The sequence below is a fragment of the Kitasatospora sp. NPDC023385 genome, from assembly GCF_055664045.1.
In genome coordinates, this window is sequence record NZ_JBVOOL010000003.1 from 76,173 (window position 1) to 101,227 (window position 25,055).

Sequence of the window (25,055 nt, forward strand, 5' to 3'; positions counted from 1 at the left end):
AACGGTCAATAACAACCTGAGGGGAGGTTAGCGCCACCCGGCCCCGTTGGCCGCGCCCCCTCCCAAGAGGAGGGCAAAGTCACAGCTCCGGGCCTTGCTACCGGCGGGTATAACCGTCCGGCCCGCAACCTGCGCACAGACCGCCCGGCCGACCCCTTGACAACCGGAGGTTTTTCCTGGGCGTCGGCCTTGCGGCTACAGTCACGGCTGTTTCCCCCTCGCCCGACGACGTGCCCGAGGCCCACCGAGGAGGCAGCCCCCGATGGCTCCCGAAGCAGCCGCCCGTCCGACCCGTGCGCAACTGCGCCTGGCCGCCCGTGAGCAGTCCCGCGCCCAGCGCCGCGGCGCCGCCAAGGCGGCCACCCGGACGGCACTGCTGCGGGTCGCGCTCCCGTCGGTGGCCGCGCTCGGGGTCGCCGCGGCGGCGGCGATCACGGTCCACGGGGAGGCCGACCAGCAGCACGCCCTGGCCGCCGGACGGGTGCCGCCGCAATCCGCGGGCGCCCCGGACGACGCGGCCGCCAAGGCGGCCCAGCAGGCGGCCGCGGCCGGCGGCCAGGGCCAGGCCTCCCGTGGCGACGCCCGTCAGCCGCTGGCCGGCGCGCAGCCCGCCGACGCCCCGACCGGGCCGCCCGGCACCGAGCAGGCCCCGGCGCCGGCCAGGCCCGCGGTGGTCATGCCGGTCGCGCAGCACGGCCTCGGCGAGTTGTTCGGCGCGGCCGGCACCCACTGGGCCAAGCGCCACACCGGCATCGACTTCCCGGTGGACGGCGGCTCCCAGGTCATGGCCGTCGCCGACGGCACGATCCGCACCCAGTGGAACCCGTTCTACGGCTACATGTCGATACTCAAGATGTCCGACGGCACCGAGGCCTGGTACTGCCACCTGCGGGGGTACAAGATCCGCAAGGGGCCGGTGAAGCAGGGCGACGTGATCGCCTTCGTCGGCAGCAGCGGCAACAGCACCGGACCGCACCTGCACTTCGAGATCCGGCCCGCCGACGGCAGCGGGCCGGTCGACCCGCTGCCGTGGTTCCTCTCGAACGGGCTCGACCCGCGCTGACGCCCCGCTACAGCTTCTCGACCGGCGCGTAGCGCAGCACCAGCCACTTGCGGCCGGTCGCGCCGAAGTCCACCTCGGCCTGGGCGTCGTGGCCGGCACCCTTCATGCCCACCACCGTGCCCAGCCCGAAGCTGTCGTGGGTGACCCGGTCCCCCATCGCGAGGGAGACGACCTCGCGCTCCACGACCTTGCCGCCGCGCCGCGCGGACTGCCCCCAGCCCGCCTTCGGCGAGGCCGCCGCAGCCGAGGAGGAACGCGAACTCCCGCCCCCGGACGAGGACTTGCCCCAGGACGAGCCCGAGGAGAAGCCGCGCTGGACCGGCGCCTGCGCCGCGCCCCTGCGCTTCCACTCCACCAGCGCCTCCGGGATCTCCTCCAGGAACCGCGAGGCCGGGTTGTAGGCCGGCTGCCCCCAGGCGCTGCGCAGCACCGAGCGGGTCAGGTAGAGCCGTCGGCGCGCCCGGGTGAGGCCGACGTACGCGAGCCGGCGCTCCTCCTCCAGCTCCTTGACCTGGTTGAGCGCCCGCATGTGCGGGAAGATCCCGTCCTCCATGCCGGTCAGGAAGACGACCGGGAACTCCAGGCCCTTGGCGGTGTGCAGGGTCATCATCGTGATGACGCCCTGGCCCTCCTCGTCGTCGTCCGGCAGCTGGTCGGAGTCGGCGACCAGCGCGACCCGCTCCAGGAAGTCGGCCAGCGAGCCGACCGGCGGCGTGCCCTCCTCCCCGGCGTCCGGGCGCTCGCCCGGGTCCTGCTCGTACTCGAGGGCGACGGAGGCGAGCTCCTGCAGGTTCTCCACCCGGGTCTCGTCCTGCGGGTCGGTGGAGGCCTGGAGTTCGGCGAGGTAGCCGGTCTCCTCCAGGACGGCCTCCAGCACCGCCGCCGGGCCCGCGCCCGACTCGACCACCTGGCGCAGCCCGGCCATCAGGGTGTTGAACTTCTTCACCGCGTTGGCCGAGCGCGCGGCCATCCCGTACGCCTCGTCCACCCGCCGCAGCGCCTGGGCGAAGGAGATCCGCTCCCGCGCGGCGAGCGCGTCGACCATCGCCTCGGCCCGCTCGCCGATGCCGCGCTTGGGCACGTTGAGGATCCGGCGCAGCGGCACGGTGTCCTCCGGGTTGGAGAGCACCCGCAGGTACGCCAGGACGTCCCGGACCTCCTTGCGCTCGTAGAAGCGCACCCCGCCGACCACCTTGTACGGCAGGCCGACCCGGATGAACACCTCCTCGAACACCCGGGACTGCGCGTTGGTCCGGTAGAAGATCGCGACGTCGCCGGGCTTGGCCTCGCCCTGGTCGGTGAGCCGGTCGATCTCGTCGGCGATGAACTGCGCCTCGCCGTGCTCGTCGTCCGCGACGTAGCCGATGACCTTCTCGCCGTGGTCCCCGGCCGTCCAGAGCTTCTTCGCGCGGCGGTTGGCGTTGCGCTCGATGACGGCGTTGGCCGCGCTGAGGATGGTCTGGGTGGAGCGGTAGTTCTGCTCCAGCAGGATCGTGGTCGCGTTCGGGTAGTCCTCCTCGAACTGGAGGATGTTGCGGATCGTCGCGCCGCGGAAGGCGTAGATCGACTGGTCGGCGTCACCGACGACGCACAGCTCGGCGGGCGGCACCTCGGCGAGCCGGCCGGCCGCCGGGTTCACGAAGTCGCCGTCGGCGGTGCGCTTGGGCGCGGCCGCGACGGATCCCCCGCTCAGCTCGCGCACCAGCATGTACTGGGCGTGGTTGGTGTCCTGGTACTCGTCGACCAGGATGTGCCGGAACCGGCGCCGGTAGTGCTCGGCGACGTCGGGGAAGGCCTGCAGCAGGTTCACCGTCGTCATGATGATGTCGTCGAAGTCCAGCGCGTTGGCCTCGCGCAGCCGCCGCTGGTACAGCGCGTACGCCTCGGCGAGCTTCTTCTCCATCGGGTTGGCGGCCTGGTCGGCGAAGGACTCCTCGTCGATCAGCTCGTTCTTGAGGTTGCTGATCTTCGCGGTGAAGGACTTCGGCGGGAACTGCTTCGGGTCCAGGTCGAGGTCCCGGCAGACCAGCGACATCAGCCGCTGCGAGTCGGCCGAGTCGTAGATCGAGAAGCTGGAGGTGAAGCCCAGCTGCTTGGACTCCCGGCGCAGGATCCGCACGCAGGCGCTGTGGAAGGTGGAGACCCACATCGCCCGGGCGCGCGGGCCGACCAGCGCCTCGACGCGCTCGCGCATCTCGCCGGCCGCCTTGTTGGTGAAGGTGATCGCCAGGATCTCCCCCGGCTGCACCCCGCGGGCGCCCAGCAGGTGGGCGATCCGGTGCGTCAGCACCCGGGTCTTGCCGGAGCCGGCGCCGGCCACGATCAGCAGCGGCGAGCCCGCGTGCAGCACCGCCTCGCGCTGCGGGTCGTTCATCCCCTCCAGCAGCTGCGCCGGGTCGACCACCGTCCGGGCGGCGCCGTTGCGGTACCAGGCGTCCCGCTCCGTCTGCGCGGCGTGGTCGGTCTGGAACAGCCCCTCCGGGATGGCTTCCTCGTACGCGTCGTACGGAACGTCGTCCTCGTACGGCGGGGGCTCCTCGCCGGCGGGTGCGTCGGGCTGCTTCGACCCGGCGGCGGGTGCCTCGAAGCCGGGGAGCGGAAGGTCGTCAAAGAGGCTATTCATGGCACTGACGAGTCTATGGCCACCCACCGACAAGCCCGCCCGCCCGGAGCGAACCGGCCGGACGGGCTTGACGGGTTTGACGGGCTTGACGGGCTTCCCACGGGTTCCGCTCGCCCCGCCCGGCCCGAGCGGGCGGGGCTGGCAGGCAGGCTCAGACCAGGCGGCGGGCGGTGGCCCAGCGGGTGAGCTCGTGGCGGTTGCTCAGCTGGAGCTTGCGCAGCACGGCGGAGACGTGGCTCTCGACCGTCTTCACCGAGATGAAGAGCTGCTTGGCGATCTCCTTGTAGGCGTAGCCGCGGGCGATCAGGCGCAGCACCTCGCGCTCGCGCTGGGTGAGCCGGTCCAGGTCCTCGTCGACCGGCGGGGTGTCGGTGGCGGCGAAGGCGTCCAGGACGAAGCCGGCCAGCCGGGGCGAGAAGACGGCGTCGCCGTCGGCGATCCGGAAGATCGCGTTCACCAGGTCGGTGCCGGTGATGGTCTTGGTGACGTAGCCGCGCGCACCGCCGCGGATGACGCCGATGACGTCCTCGGCGGCGTCCGACACCGACAGCGCCAGGAACTTCACCCCGCCCTGCTCGCCCATCAGCCCGGCCGAGCGGCGCAGCACCTCGACCCCGCCGCCGCCGGGCAGGTGGACGTCGAGCAGCACCACGTCGGGCCTGGTCTCGGCGACCACCCGGACCGCCGAGTCAACGTCGTCGGCCTCGCCGACCACGTCGATGCCGGTCACGTCGGTGCGGCCGATCTCTGCCCTGACCCCCGTCCGGAACATCCGGTGGTCGTCCACCAGCACGACCCGGGCCGTGCGCTCCGGAGCTGCCTCAGTCATTCGTTGTCTCCATCTCCAGCTCGACCTCGGTACCGCCGCCCGCCGCCGGCCGCACCCGAGCGGTGCCGCCGTTGCGCTTCATCCGGCCGATGATCGACTCCCGTACGCCCATCCGGTCCTCCGGCACCGTGTCGGGGTCGAAGCCGGGCCCGTGGTCGCGGACGAACACCGACACCGTCCTCCCCTCCACCTCGGCGTAGACCTGGACCGGTCCCCCGCCACCGTACTTGGCCGCGTTGACGGTCGCCTCCCTCGCGGCCTGCATCTGTGCCGCGATCCCCTCGTCCATCGGGCAGTCGCCGACGACCACCAGTTCCACCGGGACGCCGTGCCGGTCCTCGACCTCGGCGACCACGGCGCGCAGGGTCTCCGCCATGGTGTCCGGCGCGGCCTCGGCGGCCGCCTCCGGGCGGTACAGCCACAGCCGCAGCTCGCGCTCCTGCGAGCGGGCCAGCCGCAGCACCTCCTTGGGGTCCTCGGCCCGGCGCTGGATCAGGGTCAGGGTGTGCAGCACCGAGTCGTGGATGTGCGCGGCGATCTCGGCCCGCTCCTGGGCGCGGATGCGGGCGGTGCGCTCGGCACCGAGGTCCTGCCACAGCCGCAGGCCGTACGGGCCGAGCAGCACCAGCACCCCGGCGAGCACCGCGAGCGAGGCCTCGACGACCGAGCCGAGCGTGGAACCGCTGCCCTGCATGGCGAGCAGTGCGATGGTGCCGGCCACCGCGAGCAGCACGCCGGCGCCGACCCGGGTGTAGGCGCCGCGCCGCTTCTCGCCCTCCTCGATGCCGAACCAGCGCTGCCAGCGCGAGTCGTCGGCCTGCCGCCAGACCAGCGCGACGCCGACGCCGATCGCCAGCAGCGGCCAGGTGTACGGCTTGGCGGTCTGCCAGCCGAGCACGTTGAGCAGGGCGATCAGGCCGATCACGACCATGACCAGGGCGGCGAGCTGGCCGAGGCCGCCCTGCCCGGCCTTGGCGGCCGGCGCCGTCTCCTCCCCCTCGACGGGCGCCACCACCGGCTCGCCCTGCAGCGTGTGCTGGAGCAGTTGGCGCAGCCGCCCGACCCAGCCGCCGGTGGTGGCGGCGGCGCCCTTGCTCAGCAGGCCGCCCTGCAGCCCGGGCGCGGCCGGGACGAACACGCCGTTGAGGTACACCCACTGGGCTCCGCCGCGCTGCGCGGGCTCGCCGATGCCGATCGGCACCACGAACCAGAACGCGGCGTACAGCAGCGCGCCGATCCCCTGCGCGAAGAACAGCAGGACGAAGGCGAGCCGCACCCACCGCACCGGCAGTCCGAGGTGCACCGCCAGGCCGTGGGCGACGCCGCCGAGCATCCGGCCCTGCGGGCTGCGGTAGAGCCGGCGGTACGGCGGTACGCCACCGGCGGGCGCGGTGGAGTCGGCGCCGGCCGACGGCGCGGCGTCGGGGGCGGTGGTTCGGGGGTCGGTACCAGGGGCTGCCACGCCACCGATGGTTCCACGCGCGCCGCCGCGGGCGCATCAGGGTGTGCCCCTGGCCCGCATCAGGGACAAGTCAGGGTACGGGCAGGGGTGCTCCCGGTTGGGCCGGACCGGCACCTGCCGGAAGGATGGTGCCCATGACCGAGGACCCCCGCATCGAGGAGGCCGGGCCCGCCGCCCCGCCGGAGCCGGAACGCCCGCCGCTGACCAGGGCCGAGCACCACCGCGTGGTGGCCGGTGTCTGCGGCGGCCTCGGCCGGCACCTGGACATCGATCCGGTGGTCTTCCGGGTGGTCACCGTGGTGCTCTGCCTCTCCGGCGGCCTCGGGCTGTTCCTGTACGGCCTGGCCTGGCTGATCGTCCCGACCGACGACGAGTCCAAGGGCCGCGGCGGGCGCACCGAGCTGCAGCGGGTGCTCACCGGCCGGGTGGACGGCCAGTCGATCGGCGCGGTGCTGCTGACCGTGATCGGCACCGGGGTGTTCTTCTCCTCGATGGGCGACGGCGACCAGCTGTTCCCGCTGCTGCTGCTCGCCGGCCTGGTCTTCCTGGCGGTGCGCTACGACCCGGACCGCCGCCGTGGCCGGGGGCGGGAACGCCGGCACGGCGGCCCGTACGACCGTCGGTTCCCCGAGTCCGAGGGCTACGTCTGGCCACGGCCGAAGGAGGACGAGGCCAGCCGCACCAGGCACACGGCCTCCGCCGACGGCCCGGCCCCCGGCCCGAGCGGCTACCTGTGGGATCCGCGCCACCCCGAGCGCAACCCGTACGGCGCCGCCTCCGCGGCCCCCACCCCGCCGTTCGGCACCCCGGTGCCGCCGGCCGGCGGCCCGGCCCAGCCCTGGTGGCAGCGCGCCGACCTGCCCGAGGGCGACCCGCTGCGCAAGGAGCGCCCGAAGCGCCGCTCCGAGCCCGCCGTCGTGCGGCACCCCCGGGAGCGCTCGGCGCTCGGCTTCTTCGGCTTCCTGCTGGCGATCGGCGCGGCCGCCGCGGTCTGGGCCGCCGCGGGCGACCATCACAACCCCACCGTGCTGGGCGCGACGGTGCTGGCCACCGCACTGCTGGTGGTCGGGCTGACCCTGCTGGTCGGCGCGAAGTTCGGCCGGGCCCGCAGGCTGGCGGTGACCGGCCTGCTGCTCACCCTGGCGCTGGCCTTCGTCGGCCACTCGCCGGACTCCATGCGCAACGCCGTCGGCCAACGGGAGTGGACGGTCACCTCGACGGCCGACCTGCACGACCGCTACAACCTCGGCGCCGGCGAGCTCCGGCTCGACCTGACCGGCCTCGACCCGGCCGGGGCCGCCCTCGCCACCAAGGCCGACCTCGGCGCCGGCGAGCTGACCGTCGCCCTGCCGGACGACGTGACGGTGAACCTGGTCGCCCGGGTCGGCCTCGGCGACGTCACCGTCCCCGGCGGCCGCAGCAACAGCACCGGGCGGCACGGCTATCTGATCGGCCCGGCGAACGGCCAGGCCTCCAAGGGCACGCTCACCCTCGAACTCGGCATCGGGCTCGGCAACATCAAGGTGGTCCAGCAGTGAGGAAGCACCGGCTCGACCTGTTCTCGCTGATCGCGGGCGCGCTGTTCACCGTGCTCGCCGTGCTCTACCTGGTCGCGGCGCTCAACGACCAGTCGGTGAACGGACGGATCGTCATCCCGGTCACCTTCATCGTGCTCGGCGTCGGCGGCCTGGCCGGCGCGGTCGCCGCGGTGGCCCGGCGCGCCCGCCCCGACCGCGAGGAGTAGGCGCCCCGCCCCGCACCACCCCCGGTCCTGGGCCTCAGCTCTGCTGCGGGCCCAGGACCAGCGCGTCCCCGTCCTTGGTGACGGTGTACTTCGGCAGCGGCTTGACCGCCGGCCCGTTGACCACCGCACCGGTGGCGGCGTCGAACCGGGAACCGTGGCAGGGGCAGTACAGCCGGCCGTCCTTCGGGGCGTCCACGGCGCAGCCGGAGTGGGTGCACACCGAGGAGAGGCCGCAGTACTGGCCCGCCTTGGGCTGCACGATGTAGACGGCGTCCCCGGTGGCCGGGTCCTTGACCTGGGCCGAGCCGCCGACCGGCACGCTCGCGGCGGGCACCGTGGGGGCCTGCGCCGGGGCGGCGGAGACGGGGGCCGCCGACTGCTTGGCCGCGGCGTCCCTGCCCCGGCCGAAGGTTCGGGTCAGCGAGCCGGTGAGCAGCCCGGCGCCACCGATCGCGACGGCCGCGATGCCTCCGTCGACCAGTGCCCGGCGCTTGACGTGGTCCTCGCCGAGTCCGCGCGCGCGGTCCCGCCCCGCCCGGCGGGCGAGGTAGCCGTCCACCGACAGGTACGGCGTGCCGGCCAGCACCAGCGGGGTCCAGGCCATCAGGTACGCCAGGTCGTTGCCGAGGTAGTACGGCGAGACGCTCCAGCTGACGGTCAGCCAGAGGCTGAGGTTGAGGAGCGCGCCGCCGAGCGCGGCGACCCGGCCCCAGAGGCCGAGGAGAGTGCCGAGGCCGACGGCCAGCTCGCCGAAGGCGATGGCGAGCGCGAACAGGGTCGGGTGGTCGAGTGCGGGGCCGAGCAGGAAGGAGATCGGGCTGCCGCCCGCCTTGGCCGCCTGGGTCTGCGAGAGGAAGGAGGCCGGATCGCCCGCCCCGGCCAGGTAGTGCGCGTCGGACAGCTTGTCGAGAGCGGCGTACACGAAGGTGACGCCGAGGAAGAGCCGCAGGGGCAGCAGCGCGTACCTGGACACGATCGTCCGGCGCTGTTCCGCCCGGTCGGCCCGGCCGGCCGCTCCCCCGCCGGCCGGCACCGAGTTGCTGGCCTCCGACATCCCTCACACCTTCCCTCTCGGCCCGTCACTCCCTGACAGGTCCGGTCCGCATTCTGCCCGCTCGTGCCCGCTTTCGGTGGGAGGTCCCACCCGGGGAACGGTGCCCGCAGCGCGAACGGCCGCGCCGCCGCTCCCCTCAGTACGGGAACGACGGCGCGGCCGTTCAGGCTGCGGCCTCACCGGCCGGCGGGAGGGCTACTCCCACTCGATGGTGCCCGGCGGCTTGCTGGTGACGTCGACGACGACGCGGTTCACGTCGCGGACCTCGTTGGTGATCCGGGTGGAGATCTTGGCCAGCACGTCGTACGGCAGGCGCGACCAGTCGGCGGTCATGGCGTCCTCGGACGAGACCGGGCGCAGCACGATCGGGTGGCCGTAGGTGCGGCCGTCACCCTGCACGCCCACGCTGCGCACGTCGGCGAGCAGCACGACCGGGCACTGCCAGATCTCGCGGTCCAGACCGGCCGCGGTCAGCTCCTCACGGGCGATCGCGTCGGCGTCGCGCAGCAGGTCCAGGCGGTCCTTGGTGACCTCGCCGACGATCCGGATGCCCAGGCCGGGGCCCGGGAACGGCTGGCGCTGGACGATCTCCTCCGGCAGGCCGAGCTCCTGGCCGACCATCCGGACCTCGTCCTTGAACAGCTTGCGCAGCGGCTCGACCAGCTGGAACTGCAGGTCCTCGGGCAGGCCGCCGACGTTGTGGTGGGACTTGATGTTGGCGGTGCCGGTGCCGCCGCCCGACTCCACCACGTCCGGGTACAGGGTGCCCTGGACGAGGAAGTCGACCGACTCGCCGTGCTCGCCGGCCTCGGCGATGATCTCGGCCTGGGCCTGCTCGAAGACCCGGATGAACTCCCGGCCGATGATCTTGCGCTTCTCCTCGGGGTCGGTGACCCCCCGCAGCGCGTCCAGGAAGCGGTCCGCGGCGTCGACGACCTTCAGCTTCGCGCCGGTGGCCGCCACGAAGTCCTTCTCGACCTGCTCGCTCTCGCCCTTGCGCATCAGGCCGTGGTCGACGTACACGCAGGTCAGCTGGTCGCCGATGGCCTTGTTGACCAGGGCGGCCGCCACCGCGGAGTCCACGCCGCCGGACAGGCCGCAGATCGCGCGCTTGGTGCCGACCTGCGCGCGGATCAGGGCGACCTGCTCCTCGACCACGCTGCCGGTGGTCCAGGTCGGGGCGATGCCGGCGCCGCGGTAGAGGAAGTGCTCCAGGACCTGCTGGCCGTGGTCGGAGTGCAGCACCTCGGGGTGGTACTGGACGCCGTACAGCCGGGCCTCGTCGTTCTCGAAGGCCGCGACCGGGACCACGTCGGTGGAGGCGGAGACCGTGAAGCCCTCCGGCGCCGCGGAGCAGGCGTCGCCATGCGACATCCACACCGAGTGCTGTGCGGGGACGCCCTCGAACAGGGTGGAGCCGGTGCGGGAGACGGTCAGCGGGGTGCGGCCGTACTCGCGGGCACCGGAGTTGTCGACGGTGCCGCCGAGGCTCTTCGCCATCAGCTGGAAGCCATAGCACATGCCGAAGACCGGGACACCGGCCTCGAAGATCGCGCGGTCGATCTGCGGCGCGCCCTCTTCGTAGACCGACGACGGACCGCCGGAGAGGATGATCGCCTTCGGGTTCTTGGCGAGCATCTCGGCGACCGGCATGCTGCTCGGCACGATCTCGCTGTAGACCCGCGCCTCACGCACCCGACGGGCGATGAGCTGGGCGTACTGGGCGCCGAAGTCGACCACCAGGACGGGGTCGTTGTCCGGCGCGGACTGGACGGGAATTGCAGAGGACACAGACGGCCTTCCGGCAGCGGTATCGAGGTGTCGCGCGCGACCGCCTCCCGGCGGGGGGCTGCGGCGGCGGGACGGGTGTGGGTGTCTGGACACCGATTCTACCGGGCTGTCCGGTTTCACTCGTCTGCCCGTCCAAAGGACCGTGACCGGCCGGGGCCGCGGTTCGTTGCTTCTGACGACCGCACGGCCGCGGCGCGTCCGCCAGACGCGCCGCCCGGCCCCCTCGGGGGCACGCCGTACGGCTGCAGGACCACGCGTGGAGCTGCACACCAGTCCACCGGCGCACGTGGCGCCGCCGCCCGGCCCCGCCGGGAGCGCGGCTCCGTGGGACCGTGCGCGGGTGCGGCGGCCGACGAGCAGGGGACAGCGAACCCGGCCGCGACTGGGCCGAGAGGTGGGACGGCCGGAATCCGGGGACGCCCGGGACCGGCCGTCGCACCCCCGGCCCGCTCAACCCGCTCAGTCTGCTCAACCCGCTCAGCCCGCTCCGGCTCGCTCCGGCTCGCGCCGGGGCGTACCCGGGCGCACTGCCCCACCCGGCCCGCGCCGCTACGCGCGTCCCCGTGCGCCGCACCATGCGCATCACTACTCACCGTGATCATCGATGGCCAGGCCGACCGTAAATGGACTGGGTCGAACTGTGCCGAACCGGTTGCAGAGCGACCCCCTCGTCCAGCACGATGCTCGTTGTAAGCGGTTCTCCCGGCGGCCTGACGGCCCACCGGGGAGGTCCGCCCCGCATGGTTCCGCCGTCGCCGCAGAGGGAGGCGACAGCGGTTTTCACTTCACGCTCCGTGAGCGATGGACCGGCGCAGACCTAACCGCCGACCGCCCCGCCACTGGCGTCCGCGCCCCGCGCCACCGGCCACCCACGCCGGAGCCGCCAGGGCGCACCCGAAGCCAACCGACACGACGGCGCTCCTCCCCCGGCGCCGTCACCCCAGCACCGGCGCGGCCCTGACGCCGAGTGCTGAGCGACAAAGGGCCCCGTTCCCCCGCGGGGCCCTTTGCCCTGTCCGAGCCCTTCTGCTGCCACTGCCGCTTCCACTTCGGCTCCCTGCGCGGCGCCGGCTCAGGGGTGCTCGCGCCAGACGCTCGGGTCCACCGGCTCCTCGACCGGGGGCCGTGGCGCGTCGGCGGGAGTCGGCGGCCCGGCGGCGGGCGTGGGCGGCGCGTCGTCCGCCGGGGCACCCTGCGCCGGCACCCCGGGCACCGCGCCGCCGTACGGGGCCGTGGCGTCCGGGGCGTAAGGGGCGTACGGGGCCGGGGCGTACGGGGTGCCCGTGCCCCCGCCGCGGACGGCCGCCAGCAGCGGCGGCACCAGCAGCGCGCCGACCACCGCCCAGACCGCGTTGGCCGCGAGGACGGTGAGGAAGGTCAACCCGACCGAGTTCTCCTGGGACACCTCCAGGTCGGAGGTCCGGCCCCAGCCCGCCACGGCGGAGGTGCGGGTCATCATCGCCCCGGCCACCGCCATCAGCCCGGTGAGCGCCACGGCGTACACGGCCGCCAGCCGCAGCCGGTCGGCCGCGTCCAGCTGCCGCCGGTACGCCGTCCAGCCGAGCACGCCCGCCGCGAAGACCGCCAGCAGGGCCGCCCAGCGCCAGTCGGCGGTCACCTCGTCGTGCAGGTCGAAGAAGGAGAGGTCCAGGTCCTCGCCGCGGTCGCGCCAGGAGGTCTCGCCGCCGACCGTGCCGCTGTGGGCCTGGAAAGTCGCGCCCGAGCCGAAACCGAGCAGGTTGAGGCCGAGGTTGGGCAGGAAGGCCAGCGACACCCCGGCCTCTCCCCCGCCGGTGCTGTTCGCGGCGACCAGGACGAAGCCCGCCACCGAGGACAGGCCCACCGACACCGCCAGCGCCCGGCCCGCGCCCAGCGCGGCGACCGCCCAGCCGCGCACCGACCGGCTGCGCCAGGCGGCCCAGCGCAGCGCGCCGGTGCCGTAGACGGCGAAGGTGAGCAGGCCGGACAGCAGCACGGTCCAGCCGACCGCCTCCAGCCAGCCGGAGCCCGCGTTGATCACCGGCCGGGACAGGTCCTGGCCGGTACCGGTGTAGTCGGGGAGGTCGAAGGTGTCCTGAGGCCGCTGGCTCGTACCGCCGACCGCCCAGATCACCGTGGTCACGGCGGCGAGGACCAGGGCGGTCCGCAGCGCCTCCCACCCGGCCTGTCCCCTGGTCACCTCGCCCGTCACCGCCTTGCGCCGGCGCAGCCCGGCCCGCAGGCCGTACCAGAGCGCCAGGCACCACAGGACGGTGACGGTCATCGGCGCCACCCGGAAGACGAGGTCCATCCGCTCGGCGTGGGCGCCGCTGAGCGGGCCCTGGTAGCCGAGTTTGAACGGCGCGCCGAGCGCGCTCAGCGCCATCGACAGCGTCGCGCCGAAGCGGCTGCCGAAGTCGGGCGAGGGGAACCGGTACGCGTACGGGTAGTCGCCGGGGACGGCCGCGATCAGCGCCGCGAGCAGGAGCACGGCGGTCGGCGCGAGGGCCGCCTTGAAGGCGGGGCGCCAGTCGGGCCCGGCCGGCGAGCGGTGGGCGGGCGGCTGCTGGTCGTACGGCCGCCCGGCACCCCAACTGCCCGTCCCGGGCGGCCCGGGCGGCGGGGGCGGCACGACGGGCACAGCAGGCACGACGGACAGGGCAGCGGTCGGCGGTGACGGTGGCGGTGGCGGTGGCGGTGGCGGCGCGAACGGCCGCCCGCACGCACCGCAGGCGGGCGCCCCCGCCACCGAAGTCGCGCCGCACGATGCGCAGTTGGCCATGGACTGCCGTCCCCCCGCTCGACGAGTCCCTGGGTCGCCCCAGGGAGCCCGTTTATCCCATCGGACCCGAACGGCTGTCAACCGGAAACCCCGGCAGGCGGATTGGCCCGGCCGGCCGGGTTCAGCCGCGCTTCTTCGGGACCTCCGGGACGGGCAGCAGCGGCAGCCGCAGCGCGCCGAACGCGCCCGCCGGCACGGCGGGCCGCACCGGCGCCACCGGGGTGACCCGCCGGTACGCCTCGTCCTGGGCGGGGCGCGGGTCCGCCTCGCCCTTGTTCGGCCACATCGACAGGGCGCGTTCGGCCTGCGCGGTGATGGTGAGCGAGGGGTTGACGCCGAGGTTGGCGGAGACGGCCGAGCCGTCCACCACGCTGATCCCGGGGTGGCCGTACAGCCGGTGGTACGGGTCGACCACGCCGGTCTCGGGGGCGTCGCCGATCGGGCAGCCGCCGAGGAAGTGCGCGGTCATCGGGATGTCGAAGATCTCGCCGGCGGAGCTGCCCGCGAAGCCGTTGATCTCGTCGGCGAGCGCCTGGGCGCCCTGCTCGGCGGCCGGGATCCAGGTCGGGTTGGGGGCGCCGTGGCCCTGGGTGGAGGTGAGCCGGTCCTTGCCGAGCGGGCCCTTCGTCAGCGAGACGGTGATCGAGTTGTCCAGCGACTGCATCACCAGGCCGATGATCGTTTTCTCGGACCAGCGGTGCTGGTTCATCGAGCGGGCGAAGGTCACCGGGTGGAGCACCGAGTTGCCCAGGTAGCGCAGCCAGCGCGGGGCCCGGCCGCCGCCCTTGACCTGCGCGACGGACAGCGCGCCCATCGCGTTGGAGCCCTTGCCGTAGCGGACCGGCTCGATGTGGGTGCTGGCGTCCGGGTGGATCGAGGAGGTGATCGCGACACCCTTGGTGAAGTCCGCCTTCGTCCCGTAGCGCCGGTCGGTGGTCTGCGCACCCACCAGGGCCTCGGAGTTGGTGCGGGTCAGCTCGCCGAGCCGGGCGGAGATCCGGGGCAGGTGCCCGGCGGCGCGCATCCGGTGCAGCAGCGACTGGGTGCCGTACGTACCGGCGGCGACGACGACCCGGGCGGCGGTGATGGTCCGTGCGCCGGCCTTCACCCGGTCGGTCCTGGAGCGGGAGTCGGTGCGGCGCACGTCCACGGCGAAGCCGCTGTTGCCGTCGGCGTCGGTGTGCTCCCGGATCCGGGCCACCGTGGTGAGCGGGTGGATCTCCGCGCCGCCCCGCTCGGCCAGGTACAGGTAGTTCTCGGTGAGCGTGTTCTTGGCGCCGTGCCGGCAGCCGGTCATGCACTCGCCGCACTCCACGCAGGCCTTGCGGGCCGGGCCCGCTCCGCCGAAGTACGGGTCGGCGACCTCCTCGCCCGGCGCCGCCTTGGCCGCCCCGTCGGAGTCCTTGCCGTCGCCGAAGAACACCCCGACCGGCGCCATGTGGAAGGTGTCGGCGACGCCCATCCGCTCGGCGGCCGCCTTGAGGTGGACGTCGGAGGGGGTGACGGTCGGGTTGAGCCGGACGCCGAGCATCCGCTGCGCCTGGTCGTAGAACGGCGCCAACTCCGCCTGCCAGTCGGTGATGTGGCGCCACTGGCGGTCCTCGAAGAAGGCCTTCGGCGGCACGTACAGGGTGTTGGCGTAGTTCAGCGAGCCGCCGCCGACACCGGCGCCGGCCAGGATCAGCACATTGGCGAGCAGGTGGATCCGCTGGATGCCGTACAGCCCGAGCCGCGGCGCCCACAGGTAGTTCGGCAGGTCCCAGGAGTTCCTGGGCAGTTCGTCCCGGTCGAAGCGCCGTCCGGCTTCCAGGACGGCGACCCGGTAGCCCTTCTCGGTCAGCCGCAGCGCCGCGACCGAACCGCCGAAGCCGGAGCCGACCACGACCACGTCGTAGTCGAACTCCGCCGCACCGCCGGACTCCACCATCTGCCACTGCTCCTTCGCCGGGATGAACGAACGGGATGATCAGGATGATCGGGATGAGCACCGTGAACGGGACGGACCCGCCCGGGGCAAGCGCGCCGGAGCCCCGCACGGCGCCGGGGCCCACGGCCGCCGACGCCTGCCCGGAGCCCGCGGCCTACCTGAGGCGCAGCGCCTTGAGCGCGCGCAGCCCGCCGGTCATCACGGCGGCGAACTGCTTGTCGTCCAGGCCGAACGAGGGCGCGATCGGCATCAGCCGCTGGGTCGCGATGGTCTGCGCCTCGGTGAAGCGCAGGATGCCCTCGGCGCCGTGCCGCCGGCCCAGCCCGGAGTCGCCCATGCCGCCCATCGGCGCACCGATCGAGCCGTACGCGGCCGCGTAGGCCTCGTTGACGTTGACCGTCCCGGTGCGCAGCCGGGCCGCGACCGACCGGCCGCGCCGCAGGTCCCTCGTCCAGACGCTGGAGTTCAGGCCGTACGGCGTGGAGTTGGCGGCGGCCACCGCCTCCTCCTCGGTGTCGAAGCGGTAGACGGAGACGACCGGACCGAAGGTCTCCTCGGCGCAGACCGCCATCTCCGGGGTGACGCCGTCGAGGATGGTCGGCTCGAAGAAGAACGGGCCGAGGTCCGGCCGGGCGCGGCCGCCGGCCACCACGGTGGCGCCCGCCTTGACCGCCTCCTCCACGTGCCGGGTGGTGGTCTCCAACTGGCGGACGGAGACCAGCGAGCCCATGTCCGCGCCGTACGCGAGGCCGCCGCCGAGGCGCAGCGCCCGGGTGCGGGCGGCGAAGCGCTCCAGGAACCCGTCGGCCACCGAGCGGTGTACCAGCAGTCGCTCGACCGAGATGCACAGCTGCCCGGCGGAGGAGAAGCAGGCTCGGACGGCGCCCGCGGCGGCGGCGTCGAGGTCGGCGTCGGAGAGCACCAGCATGGCGTTCTTGCCGCCGAGTTCGAGCGAGGCGCCGACCAGCCGGGCGGCGGCGCGCTGGGCGACGTCGCGGCCGGTGCGGGTGGAGCCGGTGAACGAGACGTAGTCGGCGTGCTCGACCACGGCGGGGCCGATCACCGGGCCGTCGCCGAGCACGACCTGCCACAGGTCGGCGGGGAGCCCGGCCTCGACCAGCAGCTCACGGGCCCACAGCGCGGTCAGCGCGGTCTGGGTGTCGGGCTTGTTGACGACCGCGTTGCCGGCCGCGAAGGCGGGCAGGGCGTCGCCGACGGACAGCTCCAGCGGGTAGTTCCAGGGCGAGATGTGGCCGATCACGCCCTTGGGTCGGCGGGCCTCGACGGCGTGGGTGAGCACCGGCAGCGCGCCGCCGCGCCGCTTGTCCTTGAGGTACGAGTGCGCGGCCCGCCCGTAGTGGCGCGCCGCCATGGCGACGGCCAGCACCTCCTCGAAGGCGTGCAGTCGGGCCTTGCCGGTCTCCGCCTGGATGAGGTCCAGCACCTCGTCCTGCCGCTTGAGCAGCAGGTCGTGGAAGCGCAGCAGTACGGCGGCGCGGCGGCGCACCGGCAGCGCGGCCCAGGCCGACTGGGCGCGGCGGGCCAGCTGGAAGGCCACCTCGACGTCGGCCGGGGTGGACTGCGGCAGGCTGGCCAGCCGCTCGCCGGTCAGCGGGGCGACGGTCTCCACGAGGTCGGGATCGCCGGCGGCGGTGACGCCGGCGGCCAGCCGGGCGACCAGGGCCGCCGGCACGGCCGCCGTGACGGTCCGGCCGCCGCCGGGGGCCGCCGGGTTGCCGGCGCCGGGGTGTTCGGTGGCCACTGCATCTGCTGTGAGGTCCGACATACGGCGCAGCCTAGACGTTCGGGGGCCGGTCCGGTACCCGTCGGTAACAAGAATCTGCCGCAGTCGGGCCAAAGCGGGCACCCCGCCCGTGCGCCCCGGTCCGGGGCCCCGATCCGGGGGTCCGCCGTCAGCGGGTCGGCGTGAAGTGGTTGAGCACCGCGTTGAACCGCTGCTCGGCCTCGTTCCACTCGTTGCCCTTCTCCGGGCTGGACGAGTAGATCGCGTAGCTGGTGCCGTCCTCGGCGATGAACTCGGCCTCGATCGCGCGGCGCCGGCCCCCGCCCTGGGCGGCGTAGCTGAACTCCCAGACCGCCGCCTCGTGGCCGTTCACCGCGGCCCCGGCCATCCGGTGCTGCTTGTACTCCTTCAGCGACCTGGAGACGCTGGTCTCCATCTGCCGCAGGTGCTCCAGCGGCTTGACCGACTGGCCGACGGTGACCGCGAACTGCAGGTAGTGCACCTTGCCGTCGGGGCTGTAGTAGATCTGGTTGTCCGCGGTGCTGATGCGCTGCCAGGCCGGGGTTCCGTCCGGCAGCGGGAAGCGGAAGCCGGCCGGGTCGTCGACCCAGTGGTAGCCGCCAGGCGCGGTCGCCGAGGGGCTGGCGCCGCCGGTGGGCTCGGGTCCGGTCGACTCGGCCGCGCCGGTCGGCCCGGTGGGCGCCGGTTCGCCGCCGCCGCCCACCATCAGCCGGGTGCCGAGGAAGGTGCCCGCGGCCGCCAGCAGGCCGACGGCCACCGCGATGGCGACGAACTTCGCGGTGTTGCGGCGCTTGGCCGGCCCCCGCGCGGGCGTGACGGTGTGCGCCACCGGCGCGACGGGGCCGGTGTGCGCCTGCGCGGCGCCCAGGGCGCCCCCGGTGGTGTCCTGGACCACGGGCGATACCGGGGTGGCCGGGGTGGCCGGCGTGGCCGGGTCTCCCGGAGCAGCCGGGGTAGCAGGGGCAGCCTGGGGCTCGGTCGGCCCCTCGGCCCCCTCGACCTGCTCCTCGGCGGCACCCTCCGGCCGCCCCGCGCTGCGGTCCACCACCGGCACCGACTGGGTGGGCACCCGCATCGCCACCACCGACTTGAAGCCCATCGTGTGCCCGGCCTGCACCTCGGCCAGCATCCGGGCCGCCTCGTCGGCGGTCGGCCGCTCGTCCGGGTCCTTGGCCATCAGCGCGGCCAGCACCGGCCCGAGCGGCCCGGCCCGGCGCGACTCCGGCAGCGGCTCGTCGACCACCGCGGCCAGCGTGGTGATGGGCGAGTCCCGGCGGAACGGCGACTGGCCCTCGACCGCCGCGTACAGCGTCGCGCCGAGGCCCCACAGGTCGGAGGCCGGCCCGGGCCGCTCGCCCTGGGCGCGCTCCGGCGCCAGGTAGTCCGGCGAGCCGACCAGGTCCCCGGGGCGCGTCAGCTCGGTCGAGCCCTCGTACTTCGCGATGCCGAAGTCCAGCAGCACCACCCGCCCGGTGCCGCGCTCCAGCAGCACGTTGGCCGGCTTCACGTCCCGGTGCAGCACGCCCAGTTGGTGGCCGCGGTGCAGTGCGGCGAGCACCTGGCTGCCGACCTCGGCGGCGGCGCGCGGCGGCAGGGTGCCGTCCTGGCTGATCACGTCGGCCAGCGAGCGGCCGTCGACCAGCTCCATCACGATCCACGGCCGGCCGTCCTGCTCCAGCACGTCGTGCACGGTGATCACACCGGGGTGCTTGATCCGCGCGGCCGCGCTGGCCTCGCGCTTCATCCGGGTGTGCAGGATCTGCCGGTCCTCCTCGGGCAGGTGGTTGACGGTCAGCTCCTTGACCGCGACCTCGCGGTCCAGCATCCGGTCCCAGGCCCGCCAGACGGTGCCCATGCCGCCCCGGCCGAGCCGCTCGCCGAGCTCGTACCGCCCGGCCAGCAACCGCTCCGCCTCGACCGCCTCCGGCCCGTCCTGCACGCCCATCCGCGACCGCTCCCCCACACGCATTCCGCCCGCCGTCACCGCGACGGAGGACCTGGTGCAGACCACTGTTCGAACAAATCCCACGCACACATTAGGCGCACCCTGCCGCCCCCGGTAATCACGCCCACCCCCCGGACCGGCCGACCATGGTCCGGGCGGGCCGTCAGCCTGCGAACAACACCACGGCGGCCACGCCCAGCGCCAGCAGGACGAACACCGCCCCCACCAGGAGCGGGCCCAGGAGCGCGGGGGCTATCCGCGGCGGTTTCGCCCCGCCGACGAGCCCGCCACCGGCTCCCTCGCCGAGCCCGCCACCGAGCCCGCCACCGGACCTGCCGTCAGGCCCGTTGCCGCCGGCCCCGACCCCGCGGCCGACCCGGCCGACCCGGCTGCCCCGGCGCGCCCGCACCGGCACCAGCGGGGCCTCCGGCTTCAGCGTCACCGCCCGGGCCACCCGCTCCTCGTCCACCGGCTCCGGCGCGCCCGCCAGCAGCCCGGCCACCTCCCCGCGCACCTGCTCCGCCGTCGGCCGCCGCACCGGATCGGGCTGCAGCAGCCGCTCGACCAGCGGCCCCAGCGGCCCACAGGCCGCCGAGTGCTCGCGCCGCCCGTCCCGCACGGCCGTCACCAGCTCCGGCACGCCGTCCTCCGGGTACGGCGAGCGGCCGGTGGCCAGCCGGTGCAGCAGCACGCCGAGCGCCCAGCAGTCGCCCGCCGGGCCGCCGTCCATCGGCCAGCGCTCGGCCACCGGGCCGACCAGGGTGGCCCGTACGTCGTACCGGCGCCGCCCACCCGGCCCGCCGAGCTCCTCGGCCAGCGCCTCCTGCGCCACCCCGGCGAGCAGTCCGCCGAGCATCACCGCGCCGTCCTCGCAGACCAGCGCCGACTCGGCGGTCAGGTTGCCGTGGGTGAGCCCGGCTTCGTGCAGCGCCCGCAGGGCGCCGGACAGGTCCGCCGCCGCCTCGGCCGCCCGGTACGGCGTCACCGGCCCGGCGACGAGCAGTTCCGCCACCGTCAACCCGGCCGGCCGCTCTTCCACGGTCCACAGCAGATCGCCCTCGACGAAGGCGCCGACCCCGCGCAGCAGCCGCGGGTGTGCGGCCGGCGCGGCCGAGCCGACGGCCGCCACCCGCCGGACCAGCCGGTCCGCCTGCGCGGACGCCGCGTCCTCCGGGTCCTGACCACTGGTCAGCAGCGGGGGCAGCTCCAGGGCGCGAAGCAGGACGGATTCGCCGGTGCGCTCGTCCACCGCGCGGGCGCACAGCGGTTCGGGACGGTCCGTCAGCCGGTACCGTCCCCCCAGCAACTGCCCGGGGCCGCCTCGCATGCCAGTTCCTCTCGCTCACCGAGCAGCCTACTGAGCGGCTCCTTTACGCTCGGCCCCATGGACTGGACCGATCTGATCGACACCGCCTTCAACGTGGCGGGGAACACCGACCGAGCCAACCGGGCGGAGGCCGTCCGCACGGTGGAGGCGGCCGTCATCGGCGGCGAGAAGCCGGTGGCCTCCACCGCCGGGCGCCACCCCGACCACTTCCGCAAGGGGGTGCTCGTGCTGACCACCCACCGGCTGCTCTTCCTGAAGGACGGGAAGCCTCCGATACCGGTTCCGCTCGCCGCCGTCACCGACGCCGCCGTGGTCCGCACCAAGCTCAACGGCGACGTACTGACGATCGTCGCACTGACCGGCTCCCACCGCTTCGAGGACGTGGCCAAGGCTGACGTCTTCGCCGAACAGGTACGGGAGGCAGCCCGGCTCGCCCGGCTCGCCCCGCCGGCCGTACCCGCCGTCGAACCGGCCGACGCGCCCCCGGCCGACTCCGGCCCCGCCGGGCTCGGTGCCGGTGAGCAACTCGTCGGCCAGTTCGAGCGGTTGGCCGCCCTGCGCGCTTCCGGCGCGCTCACCGAGGACGAGTTCACCCGCGCCAAGCAGCGCCTGATCGGCTGAACCCGGCGCCCCCGCGCGCTACGGCGCGGGCTGGAAGCTGTTGAAGACGACGTCCCGGGCCGGGGCCTGCACGGCCCACTGCGCGTCCGGGACGATCCAGTAGATCGAGTAGCCGTACTTGGCCGGAGTCCCGGTCACGAAGCCGCGGTTGAGGGAGTGCATGGTGGGCGTGCCGTTGGTCCACTCCCAGTCCGCCGCGTTGGTCCACTGCCGGTAGGTGATCGCCGCCAGGGTCAGCCGCTGGTAGTTGCTGACCTGCGCGCGCAGGTCGGGCTCGGACGCCTGCCAGTCGGCGAGGGCGCTCGCGTGCGGCGTGGTGCTCCACTCGATCCGCAGCTGGCTGCCGTCGGCGGCGTTCTTGAAGATCCGCCGGTTGGCGTCGGACCCGGCCGGCTGCAGGCCGTCCGGCAGCACCACCGAGAAGCCGCTCGGGTCCTTGTACTCGTGGTAGCCGGCCGGCACCGCGCCGCCCGGCGCGGACTGCGCCGGGTTCGGGGCCGGCGCCGGCGGCTGCACGGGTGCGGCGGGCGGGGTGGCACCGGGCGCGGTGGTGGCGGGCGTGGCGGCGGGCTGGGCGGGGGCACCGGGGGCGGGGGCGTCCGTTCCCGGCGTCCCGGTGGCCGGGCCGGCCGGCGGAGGCTCGGTCGCGGGGGCTCCCGTGCCCTGGCCGGGCGTGGGATCCGTGGTCACCGACACCGGCGAGGTGGCGCCCGCGCCGTGCGTGGACTCGCCGTTGGCCCCGCCGTCCCCGCTGCCGACGGCCTGGAGCACCGCGACCACTCCCGCGATCAGCAGCAGCACCACGACCACGGTGGCGATGGCCAGCCGCCGCCGTCCGGTGCGCGGGTCGGCCCCGGCCGCCTGCGTCGCGCCCATCGTCCACTCGCTGGTCACCGGCCGGATCGGCTCGGGCGCCGGCGCGTCCGCCCGGGCGGCGGGCTCGGCCGCCGCCACGGGGGGCGGCTCCTCGTCCCGGGCCCGGCTGCCCACCCGGACGGTCCCCAACAGCCCGCTCACGGACCGCTTCCGGGCGCCCTCGGGCTTCGCCGGCTCCGACGCCGTCTTCGAATCCGCCTTCGGATCCGCATTCGGGTCCGGCTTCGAAGCCGGCTTGGAGTCCGCGTCCGGCTCCGCCACGACCACCGTGTCCGGCGTCCCCACCGGCATCGCGTGCTCGGTGGTCGACTCCGCCTTCACGGTCGCCTCCGCGACCACCCGCTTGAGCATCGACCGGGTCTGCGCGGCGTCCAGCCGCTCGGCCGGGTCCTTCTCCAGCAGCCCCTCGATCACCGGCCGCAGCCCGCCGGCGTTCACCGGTGCGGCCAGGTCCTCGGTCATCACCGCGGTCAGCGTGGCCAGCGCCGAGCCGCGGTCGTACGGCGGCCGGCCCTCGACCATCGCGTACAGCGTGCCGCCCAGCGACCACAGGTCGGCCGGCGGCCCGGGCTTCTGCCCGCGGGCCCGCTCCGGGGATATGTACGAGGGCGCGCCGACCAGCATGCCGGTGGAGGTGACCGAGGCGTCGCCCTCGACGCTGGCGATGCCGAAGTCGGTGAGCACCACCCGGCCGTCCTCGCCGATCAGCACGTTGGACGGCTTGACGTCCCGGTGCAGGATGCCCAGCGCGTGCGCGGCGATCAGCACGCCCAGCACGTCGAGGGCGATCTCGGCGGCCCGGCCGGGCTTGAGCGGCCCGTCCTCGCGGATGACGTCGGCCAGCGAACGGGACTCGACCAGCTCCATCACGATCCACGGCCGGTCGTCCTCGTCGACCACGTCGAAGACGGTGACCGCCGAGTTGTGCCGGATCCGCGCCGTGGCCTTGGCCTCGCGCAGCGTCCGGGTGATCAGCCGGTGCTTCTCGTCGTCGTCGACGCTGCCGTTCATCCGCAGTTCCTTGACCGCGACGGTCCGGCCCAGCATCTCGTCCTCGGCGCGCCAGACGGTGCCCATGCCGCCGCGCCCGAGCACGCCGTTCAGGCGGTAGCGGCCGGCCAGGAGGCGGCCGGTGGAACCCTTCGCCTGGGTCATTCGGAACGTTCCCCCATGTGCTGCTGGCGGTCGTGGTGACAACGCGTCGGCCCGGCCTCAGGCCCGAACGCCGAAGCCTCCATCATCTCCTGTCCCGGGGGCCCGCGACCACCCGGCCCCCGTCCCAAGCGTGGACGAACCGGCACGGGTGCGGCGCTCCGTGCCCGATCTGTGATCGAAAACTCGCCAAGTTCCGTTCGAGCCACTGCTACCGTTCATCAGCTCATCGTCTTTTCCGGGGGGACTCGACGCCCATGTCCGCACCCACACCGGGCGCTGACGGCCCATCGGCCCGGCCCCGCACCGCCCAGCACTACTCGGTCGCACCGGCCCCCCTCTCCCCCGAAGGCTACGTCGCCCCCGGCATGCCCGGCGCCCCGGTCACCGGTTACGAGCCCGTCGCCCCCGCGCCCCGGACCGTCCCCCGCCGCCGAACCGCCCTGGCCGTCGCCCTCGCACTCCTCGCCATGCTGGTCGGCGGCCTGGTGTACGGCTTCGCGCCGCTGCGGGCCGCCGACAGCCTCGGCTGGCTGGCCATCGCCCCGGCCGGCCTGGTCGCCCTCCCGCTCGGCCTCCTCGGTGGCCGGAACCGGCTGCTCCCGCCGCTCGGCGCCCTCCTCGCGGCCGGCGCCCTCCTCCTCGGCCAGCTGACCGAGCACCTCCGCCGGGTGGACGCCGACGGCCCCGGCCCCCGCGACCTGCTGCACGACACCCTGACCACCTGGCGCGCCGAGCTCCGCCCGCTCGACGCCGCCTTCTACGCCATCGCCCTCATCGGCGGCTTCCTCCTCACCCGCCGCACCGCCGACCGCGGTTGACCCCCGGCACGCCACCCGCCGGCCGCCGCGCCCCGGACCGCCGACAGGCCCCCGCCGGGCTCGGCGGGGGCCTGTCGGTGAAGGCCGGGTCAGCGGATGTCGAGCGCCGGGTTGACGGTCACCTCGACCCGCTGGAACTCCTTGAGCTCGGTGTAGCCCGTGGTGGCCATCGCCCGGCGCAGCGCACCGAACAGGTTCATGGTGCCGTCCGGGGTGTGCGACGGGCCGGTGAGGATCTCCTCGGTGGTGCCGACGGTGCCGAGGTCGACCCGCTTGCCGCGCGGCAGCTCCTCGTGGACGGCCTCCATGCCCCAGTGGATGCCCTTGCCCGGGGCGTCGGTGGCGCGGGCCAGCGCGGCACCGATCATCACCGCGTCGGCGCCGCAGGCGACGGCCTTCGGGATGTCGCCGCTGTAGCCGACGCCGCCGTCCGCGATCACGTGCACGTAGCGGCCGCCGGACTCGTCCATGTAGTCGCGGCGGGCGGCGGCCACGTCCGCGACGGCGGTGGCCATCGGCACCTGGATGCCCAGGACGCCCCGGGTGGTGTGGGCGGCGCCGCCGCCGAAGCCGACCAGCACGCCGGCCGCGCCGGTCCGCATCAGGTGCAGGGCCGCGGTGTACGTGGCGCAGCCGCCGACGATCACCGGGACGTCCAGCTCGTAGATGAACTGCTTGAGGTTGAGCGGCTCGGCGGCGCCGGAGACGTGCTCGGCCGAGACGGTGGTGCCGCGGATGACGAAGACGTCGACTCCGGCGTCCACCACGGCCTTGGAGAACTCGGCGGTGCGCTGCGGCGAGAGCGCGGCGGCGGTGACGACGCCGGAGTCGCGGACCTCCTGGATCCGCTGCTTGATCAGCTCGGCGCGGATCGGCGCGGCGTAGATCTCCTGCAGCCGGCGGGTCGCGGTGGACTCGTCGGTGATCGCGGCGATCTCGTCCAGCAGCGGCTGCGGGTCGTCGTAGCGGGTCCAGAGGCCTTCGAGGTTCAGCACACCGAGGCCGCCGAGGCGGCCGATGGCGATGGCCTGCTGGGGCGAGACCACGCTGTCCATCGGGGCTGCCAGGAACGGCAGCTCGAAGCGGTACGCGTCGATCTGCCAGGCGATCGAGACCTCCTTCGGGTCCCGGGTACGGCGGCTGGGGACGACGGCGATGTCGTCGAAGGCGTACGCCCGGCGGCCGCGCTTGCCTCGCCCGATCTCGATCTCAGTCACTTCGAGCCCTTCTGCTGTGTTGCTCATGCCCGCCGGGTCACCCCGGCCGCGTCCAGTATCCCGTACCGGGGCGGACA

At 74.4% G+C, this 25,055-nt stretch carries 17 protein-coding genes and 1 pseudogene; 5 read left to right on the forward strand and 13 right to left on the reverse strand.

Annotated features, from left to right (window positions below; all coding sequences use genetic code 11):
- Window positions 1-262: 262 nt before the first annotated feature.
- The gene (locus tag AC0B61_RS06230; protein ID WP_471739452.1) at window positions 263-1,063 is read left to right on the forward strand and encodes a M23 family metallopeptidase; all 801 of its coding nucleotides are present in this window, start codon (window positions 263-265) and stop codon (window positions 1,061-1,063) included.
- Between the two features lie 7 nt (window positions 1,064-1,070).
- Here AC0B61_RS06230 and pcrA read toward each other — a convergent pair whose 3' ends face one another.
- The 3 genes from pcrA to AC0B61_RS06245 all read right to left on the reverse strand — a co-directional run bounded on the left by pcrA (window position 1,071) and on the right by AC0B61_RS06245 (window position 5,977).
- Window positions 1,071-3,686, reverse strand: coding sequence for a DNA helicase PcrA (pcrA, locus tag AC0B61_RS06235; RefSeq protein WP_471739453.1), 2,616 nt, complete (start codon window positions 3,684-3,686; stop codon window positions 1,071-1,073).
- Window positions 3,687-3,837: 151 nt separating this feature from the next.
- On the reverse strand, window positions 3,838-4,515 hold the full coding sequence (locus AC0B61_RS06240) for a LuxR C-terminal-related transcriptional regulator (RefSeq protein WP_471739454.1): 678 nt from the start codon (window positions 4,513-4,515) through the stop codon (window positions 3,838-3,840).
- A complete protein-coding gene (locus AC0B61_RS06245) occupies window positions 4,508-5,977 on the reverse strand; it encodes an ATP-binding protein (protein ID WP_471739455.1) in 1,470 nt (489 codons plus the stop codon). Before AC0B61_RS06245 ends, AC0B61_RS06240 begins: the two co-directional genes overlap by 8 nt.
- A gap of 134 nt (window positions 5,978-6,111) precedes the next feature.
- On the opposite strand from AC0B61_RS06245, the gene AC0B61_RS06250 reads away from it, so the two are divergent.
- Window positions 6,112-7,515, forward strand: a complete 1,404-nt coding sequence (locus AC0B61_RS06250) for a PspC domain-containing protein (RefSeq protein ID WP_471739456.1) — start codon at window positions 6,112-6,114, stop codon at window positions 7,513-7,515.
- Window positions 7,512-7,721 (forward strand): hypothetical protein, encoded by a 210-nt coding sequence (locus AC0B61_RS06255; RefSeq protein WP_471739457.1) that lies wholly within the window; start codon window positions 7,512-7,514, stop codon window positions 7,719-7,721. Before AC0B61_RS06250 ends, AC0B61_RS06255 begins: the two co-directional genes overlap by 4 nt.
- A 34-nt stretch (window positions 7,722-7,755) precedes the next feature.
- Here the strand turns inward: AC0B61_RS06255 and AC0B61_RS06260 are convergent, their stop codons facing one another.
- The 8 genes and pseudogenes from AC0B61_RS06260 to AC0B61_RS06295 all read right to left on the reverse strand — a co-directional run bounded on the left by AC0B61_RS06260 (window position 7,756) and on the right by AC0B61_RS06295 (window position 20,291).
- A complete protein-coding gene (locus tag AC0B61_RS06260) occupies window positions 7,756-8,055 on the reverse strand; it encodes a QcrA and Rieske domain-containing protein (RefSeq protein ID WP_471739784.1) in 300 nt (99 codons plus the stop codon).
- 192 nt (window positions 8,056-8,247) lie between these two features.
- Window positions 8,248-8,775: pseudogene (locus tag AC0B61_RS06265) on the reverse strand (DoxX family membrane protein); the annotation flags it as partial.
- Between the two features lie 195 nt (window positions 8,776-8,970).
- Complete coding sequence (guaA, locus tag AC0B61_RS06270; protein ID WP_471739458.1) at window positions 8,971-10,566, reverse strand: glutamine-hydrolyzing GMP synthase; 1,596 nt, start codon at window positions 10,564-10,566, stop codon at window positions 8,971-8,973.
- A gap of 1,072 nt (window positions 10,567-11,638) precedes the next feature.
- Window positions 11,639-13,195, reverse strand: a complete 1,557-nt coding sequence (locus AC0B61_RS06275; protein ID WP_471739459.1) for a hypothetical protein — start codon at window positions 13,193-13,195, stop codon at window positions 11,639-11,641.
- Between the two features lie 253 nt (window positions 13,196-13,448).
- Complete coding sequence (locus tag AC0B61_RS06280) at window positions 13,449-15,254, reverse strand: GMC oxidoreductase (RefSeq protein ID WP_471739460.1); 1,806 nt, start codon at window positions 15,252-15,254, stop codon at window positions 13,449-13,451.
- Window positions 15,255-15,408: 154 nt separating this feature from the next.
- Window positions 15,409-17,040 (reverse strand): succinic semialdehyde dehydrogenase, encoded by a 1,632-nt coding sequence (locus AC0B61_RS06285; protein WP_471739461.1) that lies wholly within the window; start codon window positions 17,038-17,040, stop codon window positions 15,409-15,411.
- A gap of 127 nt (window positions 17,041-17,167) precedes the next feature.
- Entirely contained in the window at window positions 17,168-18,964 is a 1,797-nt protein-coding gene (locus tag AC0B61_RS06290) for a serine/threonine-protein kinase (RefSeq protein WP_471739462.1), read from the reverse strand.
- 163 nt (window positions 18,965-19,127) lie between these two features.
- A complete protein-coding gene (locus AC0B61_RS06295; protein WP_471739463.1) occupies window positions 19,128-20,291 on the reverse strand; it encodes a protein kinase domain-containing protein in 1,164 nt (387 codons plus the stop codon).
- 57 nt (window positions 20,292-20,348) lie between these two features.
- On the opposite strand from AC0B61_RS06295, the gene AC0B61_RS06300 reads away from it, so the two are divergent.
- On the forward strand, window positions 20,349-20,912 hold the full coding sequence (locus AC0B61_RS06300) for an SHOCT domain-containing protein (RefSeq protein WP_471739464.1): 564 nt from the start codon (window positions 20,349-20,351) through the stop codon (window positions 20,910-20,912).
- Window positions 20,913-20,930: 18 nt separating this feature from the next.
- Here AC0B61_RS06300 and AC0B61_RS06305 read toward each other — a convergent pair whose 3' ends face one another.
- Window positions 20,931-22,943 (reverse strand): serine/threonine-protein kinase, encoded by a 2,013-nt coding sequence (locus AC0B61_RS06305; protein ID WP_471739465.1) that lies wholly within the window; start codon window positions 22,941-22,943, stop codon window positions 20,931-20,933.
- A 254-nt stretch (window positions 22,944-23,197) separates the two neighbouring features.
- Between AC0B61_RS06305 and AC0B61_RS06310 the strand changes: the two genes are divergently transcribed.
- Entirely contained in the window at window positions 23,198-23,761 is a 564-nt protein-coding gene (locus AC0B61_RS06310; protein WP_471739466.1) for a hypothetical protein, read from the forward strand.
- Between the two features lie 89 nt (window positions 23,762-23,850).
- Here AC0B61_RS06310 and AC0B61_RS06315 read toward each other — a convergent pair whose 3' ends face one another.
- Entirely contained in the window at window positions 23,851-24,978 is a 1,128-nt protein-coding gene (locus AC0B61_RS06315; protein ID WP_471739467.1) for a GuaB3 family IMP dehydrogenase-related protein, read from the reverse strand.
- Window positions 24,979-25,055: the final 77 nt, after the last annotated feature.